Annotated in this window: 17 protein-coding genes; 10 read left to right on the forward strand and 7 right to left on the reverse strand. The window is 61.8% G+C overall.

Annotated features, from left to right (window positions below):
- The first annotated feature begins 34 nt into the window (after positions 1-34).
- The 4 genes from surE to ACM6J5_RS10925 all read left to right on the forward strand — a co-directional run bounded on the left by surE (position 35) and on the right by ACM6J5_RS10925 (position 4,381).
- Entirely contained in the window at positions 35-1,012 is a 978-nt protein-coding gene (gene surE, locus ACM6J5_RS10910) for a 5'/3'-nucleotidase SurE (protein WP_414928484.1), read from the forward strand.
- A gap of 205 nt (positions 1,013-1,217) precedes the next feature.
- Positions 1,218-3,050: a phospholipase effector Tle1 domain-containing protein gene (locus tag ACM6J5_RS10915; RefSeq protein ID WP_414928485.1), complete on the forward strand. Its 1,833-nt coding sequence runs from the start codon at positions 1,218-1,220 to the stop codon at positions 3,048-3,050.
- A complete protein-coding gene (locus ACM6J5_RS10920) occupies positions 3,050-3,697 on the forward strand; it encodes a DUF2931 family protein (protein ID WP_414928547.1) in 648 nt (215 codons plus the stop codon). The genes ACM6J5_RS10915 and ACM6J5_RS10920 overlap by 1 nt, the downstream gene beginning before the upstream one ends.
- Positions 3,698-3,727: 30 nt before the next feature.
- Positions 3,728-4,381, forward strand: coding sequence for a DUF2931 family protein (locus tag ACM6J5_RS10925; protein WP_150673458.1), 654 nt, complete (start codon positions 3,728-3,730; stop codon positions 4,379-4,381).
- Between the two features lie 91 nt (positions 4,382-4,472).
- On the opposite strand, the gene ACM6J5_RS10930 is transcribed toward ACM6J5_RS10925, so the two are convergent.
- The 3 genes from ACM6J5_RS10930 to ACM6J5_RS10940 are packed head-to-tail and all read right to left on the reverse strand — an operon-like array spanning position 4,473 to position 7,337.
- A complete protein-coding gene (locus tag ACM6J5_RS10930; protein WP_414928486.1) occupies positions 4,473-5,588 on the reverse strand; it encodes a 3,4-dihydroxy-2-butanone-4-phosphate synthase in 1,116 nt (371 codons plus the stop codon).
- Entirely contained in the window at positions 5,585-6,511 is a 927-nt protein-coding gene (locus tag ACM6J5_RS10935) for an alpha/beta hydrolase (RefSeq protein ID WP_414928487.1), read from the reverse strand. Before ACM6J5_RS10935 ends, ACM6J5_RS10930 begins: the two co-directional genes overlap by 4 nt.
- Positions 6,498-7,337, reverse strand: coding sequence for an SDR family NAD(P)-dependent oxidoreductase (locus ACM6J5_RS10940; protein ID WP_414928488.1), 840 nt, complete (start codon positions 7,335-7,337; stop codon positions 6,498-6,500). Before ACM6J5_RS10940 ends, ACM6J5_RS10935 begins: the two co-directional genes overlap by 14 nt.
- A 146-nt stretch (positions 7,338-7,483) precedes the next feature.
- Here ACM6J5_RS10940 and ACM6J5_RS10945 point away from each other — a divergent pair, with 146 nt between their 5' ends.
- The 4 genes from ACM6J5_RS10945 to ACM6J5_RS10960 all read left to right on the forward strand — a co-directional run bounded on the left by ACM6J5_RS10945 (position 7,484) and on the right by ACM6J5_RS10960 (position 10,848).
- Positions 7,484-8,527, forward strand: a complete 1,044-nt coding sequence (locus ACM6J5_RS10945; RefSeq protein WP_414928489.1) for a Rieske 2Fe-2S domain-containing protein — start codon at positions 7,484-7,486, stop codon at positions 8,525-8,527.
- 136 nt (positions 8,528-8,663) lie between these two features.
- Positions 8,664-9,794: a helix-turn-helix transcriptional regulator gene (locus ACM6J5_RS10950; RefSeq protein ID WP_095944329.1), complete on the forward strand. Its 1,131-nt coding sequence runs from the start codon at positions 8,664-8,666 to the stop codon at positions 9,792-9,794.
- Positions 9,795-9,881: 87 nt separating this feature from the next.
- Entirely contained in the window at positions 9,882-10,430 is a 549-nt protein-coding gene (nudE, locus tag ACM6J5_RS10955; protein ID WP_414928490.1) for an ADP compounds hydrolase NudE, read from the forward strand.
- Between the two features lie 250 nt (positions 10,431-10,680).
- On the forward strand, positions 10,681-10,848 hold the full coding sequence (locus tag ACM6J5_RS10960) for a hypothetical protein (protein ID WP_167362873.1): 168 nt from the start codon (positions 10,681-10,683) through the stop codon (positions 10,846-10,848).
- Between the two features lie 65 nt (positions 10,849-10,913).
- Here ACM6J5_RS10960 and dmpG read toward each other — a convergent pair whose 3' ends face one another.
- The 4 genes from dmpG to ACM6J5_RS10980 are packed head-to-tail and all read right to left on the reverse strand — an operon-like array spanning position 10,914 to position 14,519.
- A complete protein-coding gene (gene dmpG / locus ACM6J5_RS10965; RefSeq protein ID WP_414928491.1) occupies positions 10,914-11,948 on the reverse strand; it encodes a 4-hydroxy-2-oxovalerate aldolase in 1,035 nt (344 codons plus the stop codon).
- 13 nt (positions 11,949-11,961) lie between these two features.
- Positions 11,962-12,870 carry an acetaldehyde dehydrogenase (acetylating) gene (locus ACM6J5_RS10970; RefSeq protein ID WP_095944326.1) on the reverse strand — a complete coding sequence of 303 codons (909 nt, stop codon included), beginning with the start codon at positions 12,868-12,870 and terminating at the stop codon, positions 11,962-11,964.
- Positions 12,871-12,888: 18 nt separating this feature from the next.
- Positions 12,889-13,680 (reverse strand): fumarylacetoacetate hydrolase family protein, encoded by a 792-nt coding sequence (locus tag ACM6J5_RS10975; RefSeq protein WP_150673452.1) that lies wholly within the window; start codon positions 13,678-13,680, stop codon positions 12,889-12,891.
- On the reverse strand, positions 13,677-14,519 hold the full coding sequence (locus ACM6J5_RS10980; protein WP_414928492.1) for an alpha/beta fold hydrolase: 843 nt from the start codon (positions 14,517-14,519) through the stop codon (positions 13,677-13,679). The genes ACM6J5_RS10975 and ACM6J5_RS10980 overlap by 4 nt, the downstream gene beginning before the upstream one ends.
- Before the next feature lie 273 nt (positions 14,520-14,792).
- Between ACM6J5_RS10980 and ACM6J5_RS10985 the strand changes: the two genes are divergently transcribed.
- Positions 14,793-15,569, forward strand: a complete 777-nt coding sequence (locus ACM6J5_RS10985) for an SDR family oxidoreductase (RefSeq protein WP_414928493.1) — start codon at positions 14,793-14,795, stop codon at positions 15,567-15,569.
- A 13-nt stretch (positions 15,570-15,582) separates the two neighbouring features.
- Positions 15,583-16,080, forward strand: a complete 498-nt coding sequence (locus ACM6J5_RS10990) for an SRPBCC family protein (protein ID WP_414928494.1) — start codon at positions 15,583-15,585, stop codon at positions 16,078-16,080.
- The last annotated feature ends 146 nt before the right edge of the window (positions 16,081-16,226 follow it).

Below are 16,226 nucleotides of genomic sequence, written 5' to 3' on the forward strand. Positions count from 1 at the left end.
TTTCCAAATCTGTAGATTTCACGGAAGACTGCCCATGAACAAACTCCTCACCGGCGTCATCGCCATGGCCAGCGTTGGCCTGTCGATGCACGCCAATGCCCTGAACATCCTGCTGACCAACGACGACGGTTGCCGTGCACCCGGCATCGATGCGATGTACCGCGCCCTGACTGCTGCCGGGCATAAAGTCACCCTGGTCGGTCCGTTGAACGACAGCAGCGGCATCAGCGCCGCCAGCGTGGTCGTACCTGGCCAGGCCCTGGCGGTGACCGAACTGGCGCCGGGCAAATTTTGCGTCGGGCCACCGCAGGGCTACACCCCGCCAGCCGGCAAGACGTCCGCCATCGGCACGCCGGTGGATGCAGTCAACGTCGGCCTCGATGTGATCCTCAAGGATTCGCCGCCGGACCTGGTGGTATCGGGCAGCAACTTTGGCGAAAACGTCGGCCCGCTGACGCAGATGTCGGGCACCCTCAACGCCGCCGTTCGTGCCATGTTCAAAGGGGTTCCAGCCGTGGCGGTGTCAACGGCCATCGACATGGACCTGATCATCCGCGACCAGCAGGCCGGCTACCGCAAGACTCTTGGCGCCATGGACGACACGGCGCGCTTTGCCGTGAAGGTGATCGAACAGGCGAGCCTGACCGGCGCCGAAGCCAGACAGGCCTGCGCCAAAAGCAAACACTCGTGTGAGCTGAACGTGCTCGGCCTGCCAGGCGTCAACGGCCTGAACCTCAACTACCCGCCCCTGAAACCCGATGAAGTCAAAGGCGTGAGCTTTGCGCCGATCGGCAACTGGGATCGGGTGAACTTCACCTCACAGCGCGGCGCCGACGGCGTGGTCCACGTCAACCTGGCCCCACCGTCGACACCGACCGAAGTCCAGCAAAAGGCCGATGCCTATCAACTGTGGCAAGGCCACGCGGTCATCACCGTGATCGACGGCAACATGACCGCGCCGCAGGCAGTGCAGGATCAGGCGAAGGAGATGTTGCAAGGCATCAAGCCTTAAACCGACGCATATCGACCGGCAAGTTCAACTCGACGTCTCTTGTTTCTGAATGACTCGTAGGACATTTCCTGTTCGTACCCGGACACCTTGAATTCCGTCGCTGCCCCGTTAGTTTGCGCTAGCCCGGCTCACACCCGAGCCAGTGCAAACCATCGAGCAGCAGCGCCTCCCTCACCGGGGGTGCCAAGGACACGGAGTTCGAATCATGGCTGAAGGATATTTTATTTGTCTGGGCGACTGGACCAGCTGCGGTGGCAAGGTGCTGGACGCCAAAGCAGACGTCGCGATGTTCGACGTCGCCCTTGCGTGTGAGGGCGATCCGGTTTCCTGTGGCGCGAACAACAATATTTACGTGATCCTCGGCGGTGTCCCGAGTATCGACAGCGACGGAAGACTGGTGGCCGGTACTCTGGACAGCTACAGCAGTTGCCCCTGCAGCGCCAGGCTGATCCCTTCGATACTCGATACCACTTATGAGTCCAGCGATGACGCTGAGGCACTGACTTCCAAAACAGTCGCACAGCCGGCAACTTACGCTCCTGCCTATTATTCAACGACCGCACGGGCACCGGTCTCCCCAAAACCGCCATCGGGATGGGTGCAGAAACAGCCGACACCCAACAAAATCGGCATTGCACTGCGCATCGGCGTGTTTTTCGACGGTACTGGAAACAATGCCGACAACACCGCACTCGGGCTGGCTTGCGGGGCCCACCATGCCATCCTGCCTGAAGATCTGGAGGCCAGTTGCAAGCCGTATATGAGTGATCCGGGGAGTAGTTATGGGAATGATGTGACCAATGTGGCAAAACTCTGGGACCGCTACCTTGAGTCGAATGAGCTCCAGGATGATGCACGGAGCAGGTCGGTACAGCGCAAGCTTTATGTGGAGGGTATCGGTACGCGGGCCGGTGAAAAGGACAGCCTGATGGGTTCCGGAACAGGGCGAGGTGAGACTGGTGTTATTGGGCGAGTTCAGCAGTCGTTCGGATTTATCAGTACCTTTATCGATGAGGTTGTCAGGGAAAACCCGGACGGCGAAATCACCTCACTGACCTTCGACACTTTCGGCTTCAGTCGCGGTGCAGCCGCCGCCCGTCACTTCGCCAACGAGGTGGCGCTGGGCAGTCAGGGACTGCTGCAAAGGGTTCTGATCAACAATGCACAGGGCTTCAGTCGCCAGTTCCTGGGGCAGTATCACCGCGACATCCATATGGGTTTTATCGGCCTGTTTGACACCGTCGCCTCCATTGCCGGTATCAGCAACCTGGGCAATGTCCAGAGTTCGGTCGCTCCGGGTTTGCGCCTGCATCTGCCCCGCTCCCTGTTTTTCGATGTTGTACATCTGGTAGCCCGCGATGAGCATCGCGCCAATTTCCCCTTGAGCCGGGTCGCACCCGATCATCCAGAAATTGCCTTGCCCGGGGTGCATTCGGACATCGGTGGCGGCTACCTCGCCGAAGCCCAGGAACGCGTACTCGTTGGCCCGATGCAGGGTTTGACCGTAGCCCAGGGCACGGATGTCAGGAGCACGTCGATCTACCGTGTTGCGCGGCAGCACAGGGCCAACATGATCGCCCAGGGTTGGCCGGCCGACATGCTGGAAATTGTCACCCCCGAGCCAAGGCTGCTGCCCCCCGACCTGCAGGACCGTGCAAGCGCGCGGGAGCAACGGGTTTACGCTGGCTTGCAACTTACGCGCTCGGTCCGGGGCGAGCTGTCGCGTGTGTATTTACGAGTAATGCATGCGCTGGCAAAAAATACAGGTGTGCATTTCAAGGACTTCCCCGACACACCGGATTATCACATTCCACCGGAGCTACAACCGCTTTGTGACCGGTTTGTAGCGGGTGACTATCGACTCACTGCAGCCGAGGAAACGATGCTCAAGCGTCGCTACATCCACACATCGGCACACTGGAATCACCCGCTGGATAAAACCGGGCAACGCGAAGCCAGGCTTCTGTACATCAATGCGCCCACCGCCGATGCCGTACGTGTGCAGCACCCTCACGCACCACGCGGAGGTCAGGGATGATGAAAAAATGGATGACCCTCACGGGCCTTTTATTCCTCGGCGGCTGCCAGGCCACCGATCCGTTGTCAGCTGAACACGACCCGCACTCGCCTTGGTGGAGCATTGATTTTCAAGGGCCGTCGTACATGCTCGGCTGGGTCGAAAACAGTACTGCAGAAGATATAAACGGCAAATTCTTCAACAATCATATGGGAGGAGTAATCGGGACTGACACCGCATTGGAGGGCTCGGAGGCCGCTCGTGGCTGGCACCGGGCCGGAGGTAATGTCAGGCCCGTGACCGGCGCCGCACTGCCCAAGCGCATCTTTGTCCGCTGGCAATCGGTCGTCGAACCCCAAACCTACAAGGTCTGGGTCGACATCCCCGAGCAAGCACGCGAGATCATGCGCACATCCATCAGTCGACGCTGCCCGGACACCCTTCGATCTCCCTACCGGGCCTCGCTGACTCTGGGCCTGGCCCCGGGCGGCGTGGTGCAGGTATGGGTGCGTGACAGCTGTCATGACGCAATCAAGGTCGCCCGGGCTCAGGCCGAGGTCGAGCCCTTGGGTCCGCATCTGGGTAAGTCCAATGGACACTACTACCCACAATCCGAGAAATCGAAGCGCTACATCGAACGCTACGGCATCCCCTATGGCAGTTGGTAACCCTCCACTGCCACTCCGAGGCCAAGGATGATGAAAAGATTGATGGCCCTCATGGGCCTTTTACTCTTCGGCGGCTGCCAGGCCACCGACCCGCTGTCAGCTGAGCGCGACCCACACTCGCCCTGGTGGAGCATCGCATTTCAGGGGCCGTCATACATGCTTGGGGAGGTTGAGTTGCGTATTGTCGAAGATATCAACGGTCAATTCTTCCGTCGCCCCGGGGGAGGTTCCATAGGGACCGCTACTCCTGAAGACGGTACCGAATCCGCTCACGGTTGGCCGAGAGTGATTGCAGGAAGCGTCATGCCCGTGACCGGTGCCGCACTGCCCAAGCGCATCTTTGTCCGCTGGCAATCGGTCGTCGAACCCCAAACCTACAAGGTCTGGGTCGACATCCCCGAGCAAGCGCGCGAGATCATGCGCACATCCATCAGTCGACGCTGCCCGGACACCCTTCGATCTCGCTACTACGCCTCGCTGATTCTGGGCCTGGCCCCGGGCGGCGTGGTGCAGGTATGGGTGCGCGATAGCTGTCATGACGCAATCAAGGTCGCCCGGGCTCAAGCCGAAATCGAGCCCTTGGGGCCGAGCCAAGGCAAGAATGAAGGCCGGTACGCCTACACTCTCGACGAGAAAGTTCAGCGCTACATCGAACGCTACGGCATCCCCTATGGCAGTTGGTAACCCTCCACTGCCACTCCGAAGCCAGGGATGATGAAAAGTCTGGCAGACGACGCCCGGCGCACGCCCTCTCCCACCGGTTTATGGGCTTGCATTAGCCTATCGGTTGAAACGGCACGAATTCCGTCACTTCCAGGTCGAACCCGGACACGGCCTTGTACGGTACCGGCGAGCTCATCAGGCGCATTTTGCGTACATTCTGGTCGCGCAGGATCTGTGCGCCGATGCCCAGGGTCCGTTGTGGAAACTGCGGTGTGCGCTGCTTGCCGCCACTGCGCTGGCGCAACTGTTCAAGCACACCGTCGGCGCTTTCCTTTTGGGCCAGTAACACCAGTACGCCGTTACCGGCGGCGGCGATGCTCGCCAGTGAGCGATCCAGGCTCCACTGCTGCGCCCCGCTCTCGCTTTCACACCCCAGCACATCGCGCAGCGTCTCGATGCCTTGTACCCGCACCAGCACCGGTTGCGTGCTGTCGATCCGGCCCTTGACCAGCGCCAGGTGCAGCGCGCCCTGGTAGGTGTCCTGATAGGTCGTCACGCGGAACTCGCCGTGGCGGGTATGCAAGGGATATTCGCCGCCGCGCTCGATCGTGCCTTCATGCAGGATGCGGTAGTGAATCAGGTCGGCGATGGTGCCGATGCGCAGGCCATGCCGATGGGCAAATTCATGCAGCTCGGCACCACGGGCCAGTTCGCCGTCCTCGTTGAGAATGCCCACCAGGGTTGCCGCCGGTTGCAGTCCCGCCAGGCGCGTCAGGTCGCACGCGGCCTCGACATGTCCGGCCCGCTGCATCACGCCACCGGGCAAGGCCTGCACCGGGAAGATATGCCCCGGCTGCACCAGGTCCGTCGGGCCGCTGGCCGGGTCGACCGCGACCTGGATCGAACGCGCCCGGTCCGCCGCCGAGATACCCGTGGACACCCCGGTGGCGGCTTCGATCGAGCGGGTAAAACCCACGCCATGTTGCGCCCGGGAGTTGGGCACCATCAGGTCCAGGCCCAGCGCACGGCAGCGCTGCTCGGTCAGGGCCAGGCAAATCAGCCCGCGCGCCTGCACCGCCATGAAGGTGACGGCCTCGGCCCCGGCCCGTTCGGCGGCCATCAGCAATGAGCCTTCGCCGTTGTGTTCGTCGTCGGTGATCACCACCATCTGACCTGCACCAATGGCCTCGATCAGTTGCGGTACCGTGTTGAAAGCCAGGCCGCTCATTTGAGCGCCCCGCGCAGGTCGGTCGCCGCATCGGACAAGGCGCGTGCCGCCCCTTCGACAAATGCAGCCATGCTGATAAAACCGTGGATCATGCCGTCACAACGCTGTACCCGCACAGGCACACCGGCCTCGCGCAAGCACTCGGCCATTGCCTCGCCTTCATCACGCAACGGGTCGAATTCGGCGGTGATCAGGGTCGTTGGCGGCAATCCCGCCAAGCTCTCGGCGCGCAGTGGCGAGGCCAAAGGATCATCCGCCTGCCCGACGTCTTGCAGATATTGCTGCCAGAACCAGCGCATCATCCCGGCGGAAAGCAGATAGCTTTCGGCAAAGTCTTCGAAGGACTGAGAGTCGCAACCTGCGTCGGTAACGGGATAGAACAGACACTGATAGCTGATTTTCGGCCCCCGGCGCTGTACCGCCAACTGACTGACCGCCAACGCCAGATTGCCCCCGGCGCTGTCCCCGGCCACGGCCAGTCGACTGCCATCGACCCCAAGTTCGGCGGCATGTTCGACCAGCCAGCAGGTGGCCGCATAACAATCGAGGGGCGCCGCCGGGAACGGGTTTTCGGGGGCCAGTCGGTAGGCAACGGACACCACCACCGCCTCGGTCTGGCGGGCCAGCGAGCGGCAGAGATTGTCGTGGGTATCGAGATTGCCCATGACAAATCCGCCGCCATGGAAAAACACCAGCAATGGCAGATCAGGTTGTTCCGATGGCCGGTACAGGCGTGCGTCCAGTTCACCGTCCGCGCCGGCCACCCGCAGGTTGCGCACCTCGCTCATCGGTTCGCCGGGGATCGCCGGCAGCAGGTTGTCGGAGAACTGCCGGTACTGAGCCGCATCGACCAGACTGAAATCGGGCTCCGGGATGTCGCGAAACTGCTGGAGAACCCCAGCGATCTGCTTATCGAGCGGCATGGGCATCGTCCTCTATATCGGCCATTTGAAACTGCGGATTGGTCTCGCCCAGGATGCTTTGCACACGGCGCTCCAGAGCCGGCTTGAAACCCTTGTGGGGCAGGATCCAGAAACGCTTTTGCGCGACGGCGGCGAACACCTGCGCGGCCAGCTCCGCCGGGGTCATGCCCTGGCGAATGGTGCTGTCGAGCAGTTGACTGAAGTCGGATCCGGCAGTGTCCACCACCTGGTTCGAGGCCATGATTTCACTGGCCACCGGCCCCGGGCACAGCACCGACACCGACACCGGCGCACCGATCATTGCCAGTTCGTAATGCAGGGTTTCCGAGAGCGCGACCACAGCCTGCTTGGTCACGTTGTACGGTGCCATCAGCGGACTGCTGACCAGCCCGGCAAGGGACGCCGTGTTGATCACATGGGCCGCCCGGCCCTGGCTGAGCAACAGCGGCACAAAACTGCGAATGCCGTTGATCACGCCATTGAGGTTGACGTCGAGCATGCGCTGCCATTGCGCTTCGGTGATTTCCCAGCTGAAACCGGTCTGCATCACCCCGGCATTGTTGAACAGCAGGTCGACCCCGCCAAAGTGCTCGACAGCCCGATCACGCAAGCGCTCGACCTGCTTCGCATCACCGACATCGGTGACGCAGGCAATCGCTTGCACACCGCAAACCTTCAATTCGTCGCACAGGGCTTGCAGGCCCGCTGCATCCCGATCCGCCAGCACCAGGCGCATGCCCAGCGTCGCCGCGTGTTCGGCCAGGCCGCGGCCAATACCACTGGCGGCCCCGGTAATCACCGCTACCGGCCCTTGTTCATTACTCATCGCCAACTCCTGCCATGGGTCCAATGGCACCAGTAGAGCGGGCCTACTTAACGCAGCCATCGTCCATTCAGACGATGCCCGCTTTTACAGGGGCGGCAGAATCCGTTACATGCGCCAACCCCGTGATCCCTTGGGAGAATAATAAGATGAGTACCCTGCACCGCATCGAAGCCAAACTGCTGGAAGACCGCTACGCCCGCGGCTGGCATTGCCTGGGCCTGGCCGCGCAATACCGCGACGGCAAGGCCCACCGCCTGGAGGTGTTCGGCACCCGCTTGGTGGCGTTCCAGGGTGAAGACGGCGAACTGCATATCCTTGATGGCTACTGCCCGCACATGGGCGCCGACCTGAGCACCGGTTGCGTTGAAGGCAACTCGATCCGCTGCCCGTTCCACGCCTGGCGCTGGGGCGCCGATGGTGTTTGCGATGACATCCCTTATGCCAAGCGCATTCCGCCACGGGCCAGGATCAAGAGCTGGCCGATCATGGAAGAGAACCAGTTGCTGTTCGTCTGGAATGACCCCGAAGGCAACCCGCCGCTGCCGGAACAACGCATTCCGCGCATCGACGCCTGCTACAGCGACGAATGGGCGGCATGGGAAGTTGCCGAATTGCAGATTGGCACCAACTGCCGCGAACTGATCGACAACATCGCCGACATGGCGCACTTCGGCACCGTGCACGGCGCGCCGGTCGAAGAGTTCATCAACATCTTCCAGGGCCACCTGGCCACCCAGATCATGCGCGCCCGCAGTGAGCGCCTGTCCGGCGACAGCGTGCTGACCACCGAAGCCACCTATTTCGGCCCGGCCTATCAGATCACCGAGATGAACGGCGCCATGAACGGCCAGCCGATCCATTCGATCCTGCTCAACTGCCACGTGCCGATCGATCTGGACAGCTTCACCCTGCGCTACGGCGTGCTGGTGAAGAAGATCCCGGGCTTGAGCGAAGAGCAGAACCAGGCGATGGCCAAGGCCTACGTAGCGCAGGCGCAGGCAGCCTTCTACGAAGACGTGGCCATCTGGCACAGCAAGACCCGCGTCGACAACCCGTTGCTGTGTGACGGCGACGGTCCGGTCTACCAGTTGCGCCGCTGGTACGAGCAGTTCTACACCGACGTCCAGGCGCTGTCGGCGGACGTTGCCGAACACAAGAAGTTTGTCGTGCGCGCCAGCGAACGGGTCTGACGCCAGCGGCTTTTCGCCCGCCCCGGGCCTGACCGGCAGCCGCCGGTCAGGCCCTGAGCCCGAGCGTTGCAAGGAGTCGATACCGGCGCTTATTCTCGGCCACCGCCAACGCTAATAATAAAAACGGTTTTTCCCTATGCAGCAGAGCCTCAGCCTCGATACGTTCAGTGATTTGATCGGCAACCTCTATCAGGGTCCGCTGGAAACCATTCCCTGGGCGACTTTTCTCAATCAGCTCAATGTGCATCTGAACAGCAAGTACGTGACCTTCATCCTGCGTCCGCCCAGCGCCCATGTGGACGGCCTGATGGTCAACACCACCGGCACCTCGACCGAGGCGACCGCGTCGTACAACAAACACTTTTTCAGCCTCGATCCGTTTGTCGACCTGCCCAACCGCCAGGTCGTGACCCTCGCCGAGTTCGTCTCCAACGACGACTGGCAGAATTCCGAGTTCTATAAGAACTTCCTCGAACCGGTGGACGTGTTCCACATCCTCGGTGCCGACATCAACACCGTCGACGGCGCCCAGTGCCGCATTCGTATCAGCCGCGGACGTGACGACAAGCCGTTCGGCAATGAAGAAAAGGCCATGCTCACGCATTTCATTGCGCACCTGGAACGCTCGATCAAGATCCACATGCAACTCAACCGCATCGAAGCCGAGCGCAACCTGTACGCCGGCGCGGTGAACCAGATGGCGGTCGGCACGATCATCCTCGACGAGTCCGGCAAGGTGCTGCAGACCAACCAGGTCGCCGACCGGCTGATCCAGGAAAAGGACGGCATCAAACTGGTCAACGATGGCTTGCAGGTCGGTACGGCCCGGGATACCCAGGAATTCCGCAGACTGGTCAAGCAGTCGCTACTGTCGCAAAAGAGCGGCAACCCGTCAGTGGTCGAGGCCCTGCGCGTACAGCGGCCGTCGGGGAAAGCGGATCTGGGGATCATCGTGCGCTCGGTGCCCTTGAGCGACTGGAGCGAAGGCAAGCAGTGTCCGACCGTGGTGATTTTCATCAGCGACCCGGAGCAGCAGTCCACCGCACCGCAGGATATTGTCCGCGCGCTATTCGACTTCACCCCGGCGGAAACCCAGCTGGCGATGTTGCTGGCCAACGGCTTGACCCTCGACGAAGCGTCGGAAGAGCTGGGCATCAGCCGCAACACCTCCCGGGCACACTTGCGCTCGACCTTCTCCAAGACCGGCGTGACCCGCCAGACCATGCTGGTGCGCCTGATCCTGCGCAGCGTGGCGACCCTCGGCTAACCCTCATTGCTGCCCTCGTCCGCTCGGACGATGGCGGCTCCCGTTGTACAGCGCACAGTGTCTTTATCCCAAACAGGGGACTGCCCCATGCGCAACTGCCCAACCATCCTCAAGACTGAACTGCTGGCGCAAAGCGGCCACTTTCAGATCGAAGCCCTGCACCTGCAATTCAGCAACGGCCAGCAACGGGTCTACGAACGCCTGCGCGGCACCGGTTATCGCTCGGTGATGCTGGTGGCGATGCCCGATCCTGCGCATGTGCTGCTGGTGCGCGAATACGCGGTCGGTGTGGAAAAAACCATACTCGGCCTGCCCAAGGGCGGTGCCGAGCCCGATGAAGACTATTTGCAGGCGGCGCAGCGCGAGCTGAGCGAAGAAGTCGGCATGCGCGCCGAACGCCTCACCGAACTGGGCGAGCTGACCTTGGCACCGGGGCACTTGTGCCACCGCTACCGGGTGGTGCTGGCCGAACAATTGAGCCCCTGCCAACTGCAAGGCGACGAACCCGAACCCCTGGAATGCCTGCGTGTACCCCTGGCAGAGATCCCCGAACTGGTGGCCCGTGGCGAACTGCATGAAGCCCGGGCGATTGCGGCCCTGTTCATGGCCATGGGCGCCCTCGCCCGACGCACCTGACACCACACAAAACCTGTAGGAGCGAGCCTGCTCGCGATGAGGCCGGCACATCCAACATCCATGCCGCCTGACATACCGCCATCGCGAGCAGGCTCGCTCCTACAGGGGATCACGATCAGGCACAGATCCCGGGAACACCACAAGGAACGGGGAAGCTTCAATTTGAACGGATAGTCCATTCGGACGAAGCCACTCACGAACCGCCGCCATAACCTGTCTCTACAACAATAAAACCGTGTCGAGACTCACCATGCGCAAAACGACTTGTGCTCTGTTCATCATCCTCTGTGCGGGTGCTTCCACCAGCCTCTGCCAACTGTTCAAGAACGAAGCCTACCGACCGACCACCGCCTACTTCAGCTGTTCGAGCTCGGCGATCAATTGCTATCCGCCCGTGGTGCGCAATCTGCTGCCTTGAGCATGGTTTCCACCGGCCATAAAAAAACCACCGAATCATCGGTGGTTTTTTCGTTGCCGCAATAATCAGGTCGGCAGTGCACCCCTGGCCCGCGACAGGGTCAGTGCCAGGTCTTCGATCATGTCTTCCTGACCACCCACGGTTCCGCGTCGGCCCAGTTCAACCAGCAGCTCGCGAGCAGCAATACCGTACTTCTGCTCAGCCCGCTTGGCGAACAGCAGGAACGAACTGTAGACCCCGGCATAACCCAACGTCAGCGCATCGCGGTCGAGACGGATCGGCTGGTCCATCATCGGCACCACCAGGTCTTCGGCCACGTCCATGATCTTGTACAGGTCGACGCCACTGTTGACGCCCATACGTTCCAGCACCGCGACGAACACTTCCAGCGGCGTATTGCCCGCCCCCGCGCCAAGACCTGCAACCGATCCGTCGATGCGCGCGGCGCCGGCCTCAATGGCCGCCAGGGAGTTGGCGATGGCCATGCCCATGTTGTGATGGCCGTGGAAACCGACTTCGGTCCCGGCATTCAATCCGGCACGCAGGGCGCCGATCTTCTGCGTCACTTCATCGGGCAGCATGTAGCCGGCCGAGTCGGTACAGTAGATGCAATTGGCGCCGTAGCTTTCCATCAGGCGCGCCTGCTCCAGCAGCTTCTCCGGGCTGACCATGTGCGCCATCATCAGGAAGCCGACGGTGTCCAGGCCCATCTTCGCCGACATACCGATGTGCTGGCCGGACACGTCTGCCTCGGTGCAGTGAGTGGCCACGCGAATGGTCGATACGCCGTGTTCGTGGGCCATCTTCAGGTGGTCGAGGGTGCCGATCCCCGGCAACAGCAGGGCCGAGACCTTGGCCTGTTTCATCTGCGGAATCACCGCGGCGAAATACTCCTCGTCGCTGTGGGCCGGGAAACCGTAGTTCAGCGACGCACCGCCCAGGCCATCGCCGTGGGTGATTTCGATCAGCGGCACACCCGCCGCATCGAGGCCGGTGGCCACCGAGACCATTTGTTCAATGCTGATCTGGTGCTGTTTGGCGTGCATGCCGTCGCGCAGGCTCATGTCGTGCAGACGGACGCTCTTACCTTGCAAATTCATCGGAATTCTCCACTCAACGGACAGGCAGTTGCAGGGTGCCCTTGTGGGCTTCTTCGGCGAACATCTCGGCCGTGCGCAAACCGGCGGCGGTCATGATGTCGAGGTTGCCGGCGGACTTGGGCAGGAAATCGCCGAGGCCTTCGACCTCGATGAAAATCGACACCTTGCGCCCGTCGAACACCGGCCCGTTGATCAGTTTGTAGCCCGGTACATAGCGCTGAACTTCGCGGACCATCTCCAGCACCGACGTACGGATCGCATCCTGGTTCGGCTCGTCATCGGTCAGGCAGTGGATGGTGTCGCGCATCATCAGCGGTGGCTCGGCCGGGTTGATCACAATGATCGCCTTGCCGCGTCGGGCGCCACCGATCTTCTCCACCGCACCGGCCGTGGTGCGGGTGAACTCGTCGATGTTCTGTCGCGTACCCGGGCCGACCGAACCGGAAGAAACCGTCGCGACGATTTCGCCGTAGCTCACCGGTTGCACCCGCGACACTGCTGCCACCATCGGGATGGTCGCCTGGCCACCGCAGGTGACCATGTTGACGTTCATCGCCAGGCTCGACGCGTGCTCCTTGAGGTTGACCGGCGGCACGCAGAACGGGCCGATGGCCGCCGGCGTGAGGTCGATCATGATCACCCCCAGCTCGTTGAGCTTGCGGCTGTTTTCGGCATGCACGTAGGCCGAGGTGGCATCGAAGGCGATACGGATGTCATCGTCGAGTACATGGGGCAGCAAGCCATCGACACCGCCGGCAGTGGTCTTGATGCCCATTTCCCGAGCACGTTTCAGACCCTCGGATTCAGGGTCGACACCGACCATCCAGACGGGCTCGATCCATTGCGATCGGCACATTTTCATCAGCAGATCGGTGCCGATGTTGCCCGGGCCGATAATGGCCGCTCTGAGTTTTTTGCTCATGGGGTCAAACTCCAAAAGTCAGGCGCAGAAAGACACCCGGGCACTGCCCAGGCCATCAATGGTCAGTTCAAAACGGTCGCCGGCACGGGCCGGTTCCAGTGGCACCAGCGAGCCGGACAGGATGATTTCCCCGGCTTTGAACGGAATGCCGAAGGCACCCAGGGTGTTGGCCAGCCAGGCCACCGCCGTCAACGGGTTACCCTGCACCGCCGAACCCAGGCCTTCGCTCAGGGGCTCACCGTTCTTGAATACACGCATGCGCAAGTTCGGCAGGTCCAGCTCGCGGGGGGCGACCTTGCTGTCGCCCAGCACGAACACGCCGCAGGAGGCGTTGTCTGCGACCGTGTCCTGGATGCGGATGCGCCAGTCATGAATCCGCGAGTCGACGATCTCGAAGCACGGCATCACGTATTCGGTGGCGGCCAGCACGTCGGCCTCGGTAATGCCGGGGCCGACCAGGTCATGCTTGAGCTTGAAGGCGATCTCGCCCTCGGCGCGGGGCTGGATCAGTTTGTTGGCGGACAGGGAAATCCGGGCATCGTCATCGAACGACATCTGCCGCGTGATGAAGCCGAAATCCGGCTGATGCACGTTGAGCATCTGCTGCACCGCCGCCGAGGTCACGCCGATTTTCTTGCCGACGATCTGGTCACCCGCCGCCACCCGACGCTCAATGGCGTACAGGGAAATGTGATAGGCATCTTCGATGCTGATCGACGGCCAACGCTCGGTCAGCGGCGCCAGGGTGGAGCCGCTGAGCAGCGCCTGATAAAGCTCTTCGCCGAACTCTCGGCGCAATTGCACGCTCATCCGAGGGCCTCCTGAAAAAACGCCAGGCACTGGCGGTTGAAAAAGTCACGGTGCTCGACCTGGACCCAATGCCCGCACTCGCTGAGCATCACGAAACGGATTTTGCTGCAGTGCTCAAGCATGGTCTGGGCGCCGGAGGACGGGCAGAACTTGTCGTTCATGCCCCAGAAACCGAGGATCGGGCACTGCAACTCGCCCAGGCGTGACGTCATGTTCGGCACCTGCATGGTCGACAGCACGCACACCGGTTGCTGTTGCACCACAGCCACGCGTTCGTTGACCGTTTCGTCGCTGATCAGGCTTTCATCGAACAGTTGCAAGGCCAGCAGGCGACGCATGCCCGCCGCATCGTTCAGCTCACCCTTGGCGAAGGCCGCACCCATTTTCTGGATGCCTTCCATCTGCAGGTAGTACTGTTCCTTTTCCATCAGACCACCGGGCGCCATCAGCACCAGACGGCTGACACGCTGCGGTTGGTCGAGGGCCAGTTTGATCGCGATCGCGCCGCCCAGGGAGTTGCCGACCAGCACGCAACGCTGGATGTCCAGGGCGTCGAGCAGACCGTTCAGCGCTGCAACAAAGAAGTCCAGGGTATAGAGAGTGTCGGGTTTGTCCGAAGCGCCGTAGCCCGGCAGGTCCGGGACGATCACCCGGTAACCGGCCTCGGCGAACACCGGGTAGTTCTGCTTGAAGTTGCTGTGACCGCTGGCGCCCGGCCCGCTGCCATGGATGAAAATCACGGGTTCGCCGTTGCCGGTGTCATGCCCGCCGATGTCTTTGTAGTGCAGCTGCAAACCATCCGACAGCGTAACGAAGTGCCCTTGCGCTGAAGCGCCCATAAGGTGTCCTCCCGGCCTGTTGTTGTAGCCGGATTATTCCGAGGGGCCGGATGGTCAACATCGTCCGACAGGACTACGTGCCCCACCTGTAGGAGCGAGCTTGCTCGCGAAGGAGGCCAGGACAGCGCGGGGCATCAGGTTTTACGCGTTATCGTTGACGTCCATCGCGAGCAAGCTCGCTCCTACACCGTTCCTAGTCTCATCGGACGTTGGATTACAGGGACCACAGACCTAGCATCGATAGCATTCCCGAGCGACAAAAAGAGAATCCCCATGCTTGATCCGATGGACTTTCGCGGCAAAGTGGTACTGGTCACCGGCGGTGGCAAAGGTGTGGGGCGCGGTATCAGCCAGCGCTTCCTCGACTGCGGCGCCGAGGTGGTGATCTGCGGGCGCGAAGCACCACAGACCTTACCTGCCAGCGCCGGGCGCGAGGCGCTGTTCCTGCCCTGTGATCTGCGGGAAGTCGAGCAGTCCGGGCGTTTGATCGCACACATCGTCGAGCGTTTCGGTCGCCTCGATGTGTTGGTCAACAACGCCGGCGGTTCGCCGAATGCCGATGCCGCCACAGCTTCGTCGCGTTTCAGCGAAGCGATCATCCGCCTGAACCTGATCGCGCCGCTGAACCTCTGCCAGCAGGCCAACCAGGTGATGCAGGCCCAGGCCGATGGCGGTGCGATCATCAACATCTGCAGCGTCAGCGCCACCCGCCCTTCCCCCGGCACCGCCGCTTATGGCGCGGCCAAGGCCGGCCTGCTGAACCTGACCACCTCGCTGGCAGTGGAATGGGCGCCAAAGGTGCGGGTTAACGCCGTGACCGCCGGGCTGATTCTCACCGAGCAGGCGGCCATGCATTATGGTGACGACGCAGGCGTTGCACGGGTGGCGGCAACCATTCCGTTGCAACGCCTGGCGACCCCGGAGGACATTGGCGACACCTGCCTGTACCTGGCTTCGAAGCTGGCCCGTTACGTCAGTGGCGCGGATATCGCAGTGCATGGCGCGGGTGAGCGGCCGGCGTTTCTTGATGCCGCACAATCTCATTCATAAGAGGACATTCGAGATGCCCGCGATTGCCAGCCACAGCGTACTGCTTGACCTTTCACAGCCAGCCGCATGGGCCAAACTGCGCGACCTGAGCCTCGCTCCACACTACGTGCCGGGCCTGACCGGTTGCCAGTTTCATCCCGGCGCAACGCAAGGTGTCGGCGCCAGTCGCCGAGTGTTGCGCAAGAGTGGTCAGTATCTGGATGAAAGCGTGGTGCAGTGGCAGGAAGGCACAGGGTTCGTGTTGCGGTTGCACAAGGGCGGCAATGACTCGCCCTTTCCGTTTCGCGAGGCGAGTTTCAGTTATGCCTTGCAAGCCGAAGGCAACGCGACCCGCGTCACCCTGCAAATGCGATACAGCCTGCGCGGCGGCAGGCTGATGGAATTATTTTTGGGAAAAGCCTTCAACAAAGTCGTGCGGCAGATTGCCGAGAACCTCAAGGTTTACTACGAAACCGGCCGAACGCAGAATCCGGATATGGCTGTCAGCATATCCAACATCGATGTTGCCTGACACGCCGCCTTCGTCGGAACGCCGCCCGGGGCAAGCCCGCTCCCACAGGGGATTGGGGATACTCGCAATGTCGGCGTCACCACAAAAAACTGTAGGAGCGAGCCTGCTCGCGATGAGGCCGGCACATTCAACATTGATGTTGCCTG

Source organism: Pseudomonas sp. IT-P74 (assembly GCF_949768175.1).
Taxonomy (GTDB): Bacteria; Pseudomonadota; Gammaproteobacteria; order Pseudomonadales; family Pseudomonadaceae; genus Aquipseudomonas.

Excerpts from the sequence above, each read along its gene's own strand:
- ACM6J5_RS10930 (WP_414928486.1), bottom strand. The coding sequence starts at position 5,588 with ATGAGCGGCCTGGCTTTCAACACGGTACCGCAACTGATCGAGGCCATT.
- ACM6J5_RS10960 (WP_167362873.1), top strand. The coding sequence starts at position 10,681 with ATGCGCAAAACGACTTGTGCTCTGTTCATCATCCTCTGTGCGGGTGCT.
- ACM6J5_RS10970 (WP_095944326.1), bottom strand. The coding sequence starts at position 12,870 with ATGAGCAAAAAACTCAGAGCGGCCATTATCGGCCCGGGCAACATCGGC.
- ACM6J5_RS10925 (WP_150673458.1), top strand. The coding sequence starts at position 3,728 with ATGAAAAGATTGATGGCCCTCATGGGCCTTTTACTCTTCGGCGGCTGC.
- ACM6J5_RS10945 (WP_414928489.1), top strand. The coding sequence starts at position 7,484 with ATGAGTACCCTGCACCGCATCGAAGCCAAACTGCTGGAAGACCGCTAC.
- ACM6J5_RS10985 (WP_414928493.1), top strand. The coding sequence starts at position 14,793 with ATGCTTGATCCGATGGACTTTCGCGGCAAAGTGGTACTGGTCACCGGC.
- ACM6J5_RS10920 (WP_414928547.1), top strand. The coding sequence starts at position 3,050 with ATGAAAAAATGGATGACCCTCACGGGCCTTTTATTCCTCGGCGGCTGC.
- ACM6J5_RS10940 (WP_414928488.1), bottom strand. The coding sequence starts at position 7,337 with ATGAGTAATGAACAAGGGCCGGTAGCGGTGATTACCGGGGCCGCCAGT.
- ACM6J5_RS10935 (WP_414928487.1), bottom strand. The coding sequence starts at position 6,511 with ATGCCGCTCGATAAGCAGATCGCTGGGGTTCTCCAGCAGTTTCGCGAC.
- ACM6J5_RS10950 (WP_095944329.1), top strand. The coding sequence starts at position 8,664 with ATGCAGCAGAGCCTCAGCCTCGATACGTTCAGTGATTTGATCGGCAAC.
- ACM6J5_RS10915 (WP_414928485.1), top strand. The coding sequence starts at position 1,218 with ATGGCTGAAGGATATTTTATTTGTCTGGGCGACTGGACCAGCTGCGGT.
- ACM6J5_RS10975 (WP_150673452.1), bottom strand. The coding sequence starts at position 13,680 with ATGAGCGTGCAATTGCGCCGAGAGTTCGGCGAAGAGCTTTATCAGGCG.
- surE (WP_414928484.1), top strand. The coding sequence starts at position 35 with ATGAACAAACTCCTCACCGGCGTCATCGCCATGGCCAGCGTTGGCCTG.
- ACM6J5_RS10990 (WP_414928494.1), top strand. The coding sequence starts at position 15,583 with ATGCCCGCGATTGCCAGCCACAGCGTACTGCTTGACCTTTCACAGCCA.
- dmpG (WP_414928491.1), bottom strand. The coding sequence starts at position 11,948 with ATGAATTTGCAAGGTAAGAGCGTCCGTCTGCACGACATGAGCCTGCGC.
- ACM6J5_RS10980 (WP_414928492.1), bottom strand. The coding sequence starts at position 14,519 with ATGGGCGCTTCAGCGCAAGGGCACTTCGTTACGCTGTCGGATGGTTTG.
- nudE (WP_414928490.1), top strand. The coding sequence starts at position 9,882 with ATGCGCAACTGCCCAACCATCCTCAAGACTGAACTGCTGGCGCAAAGC.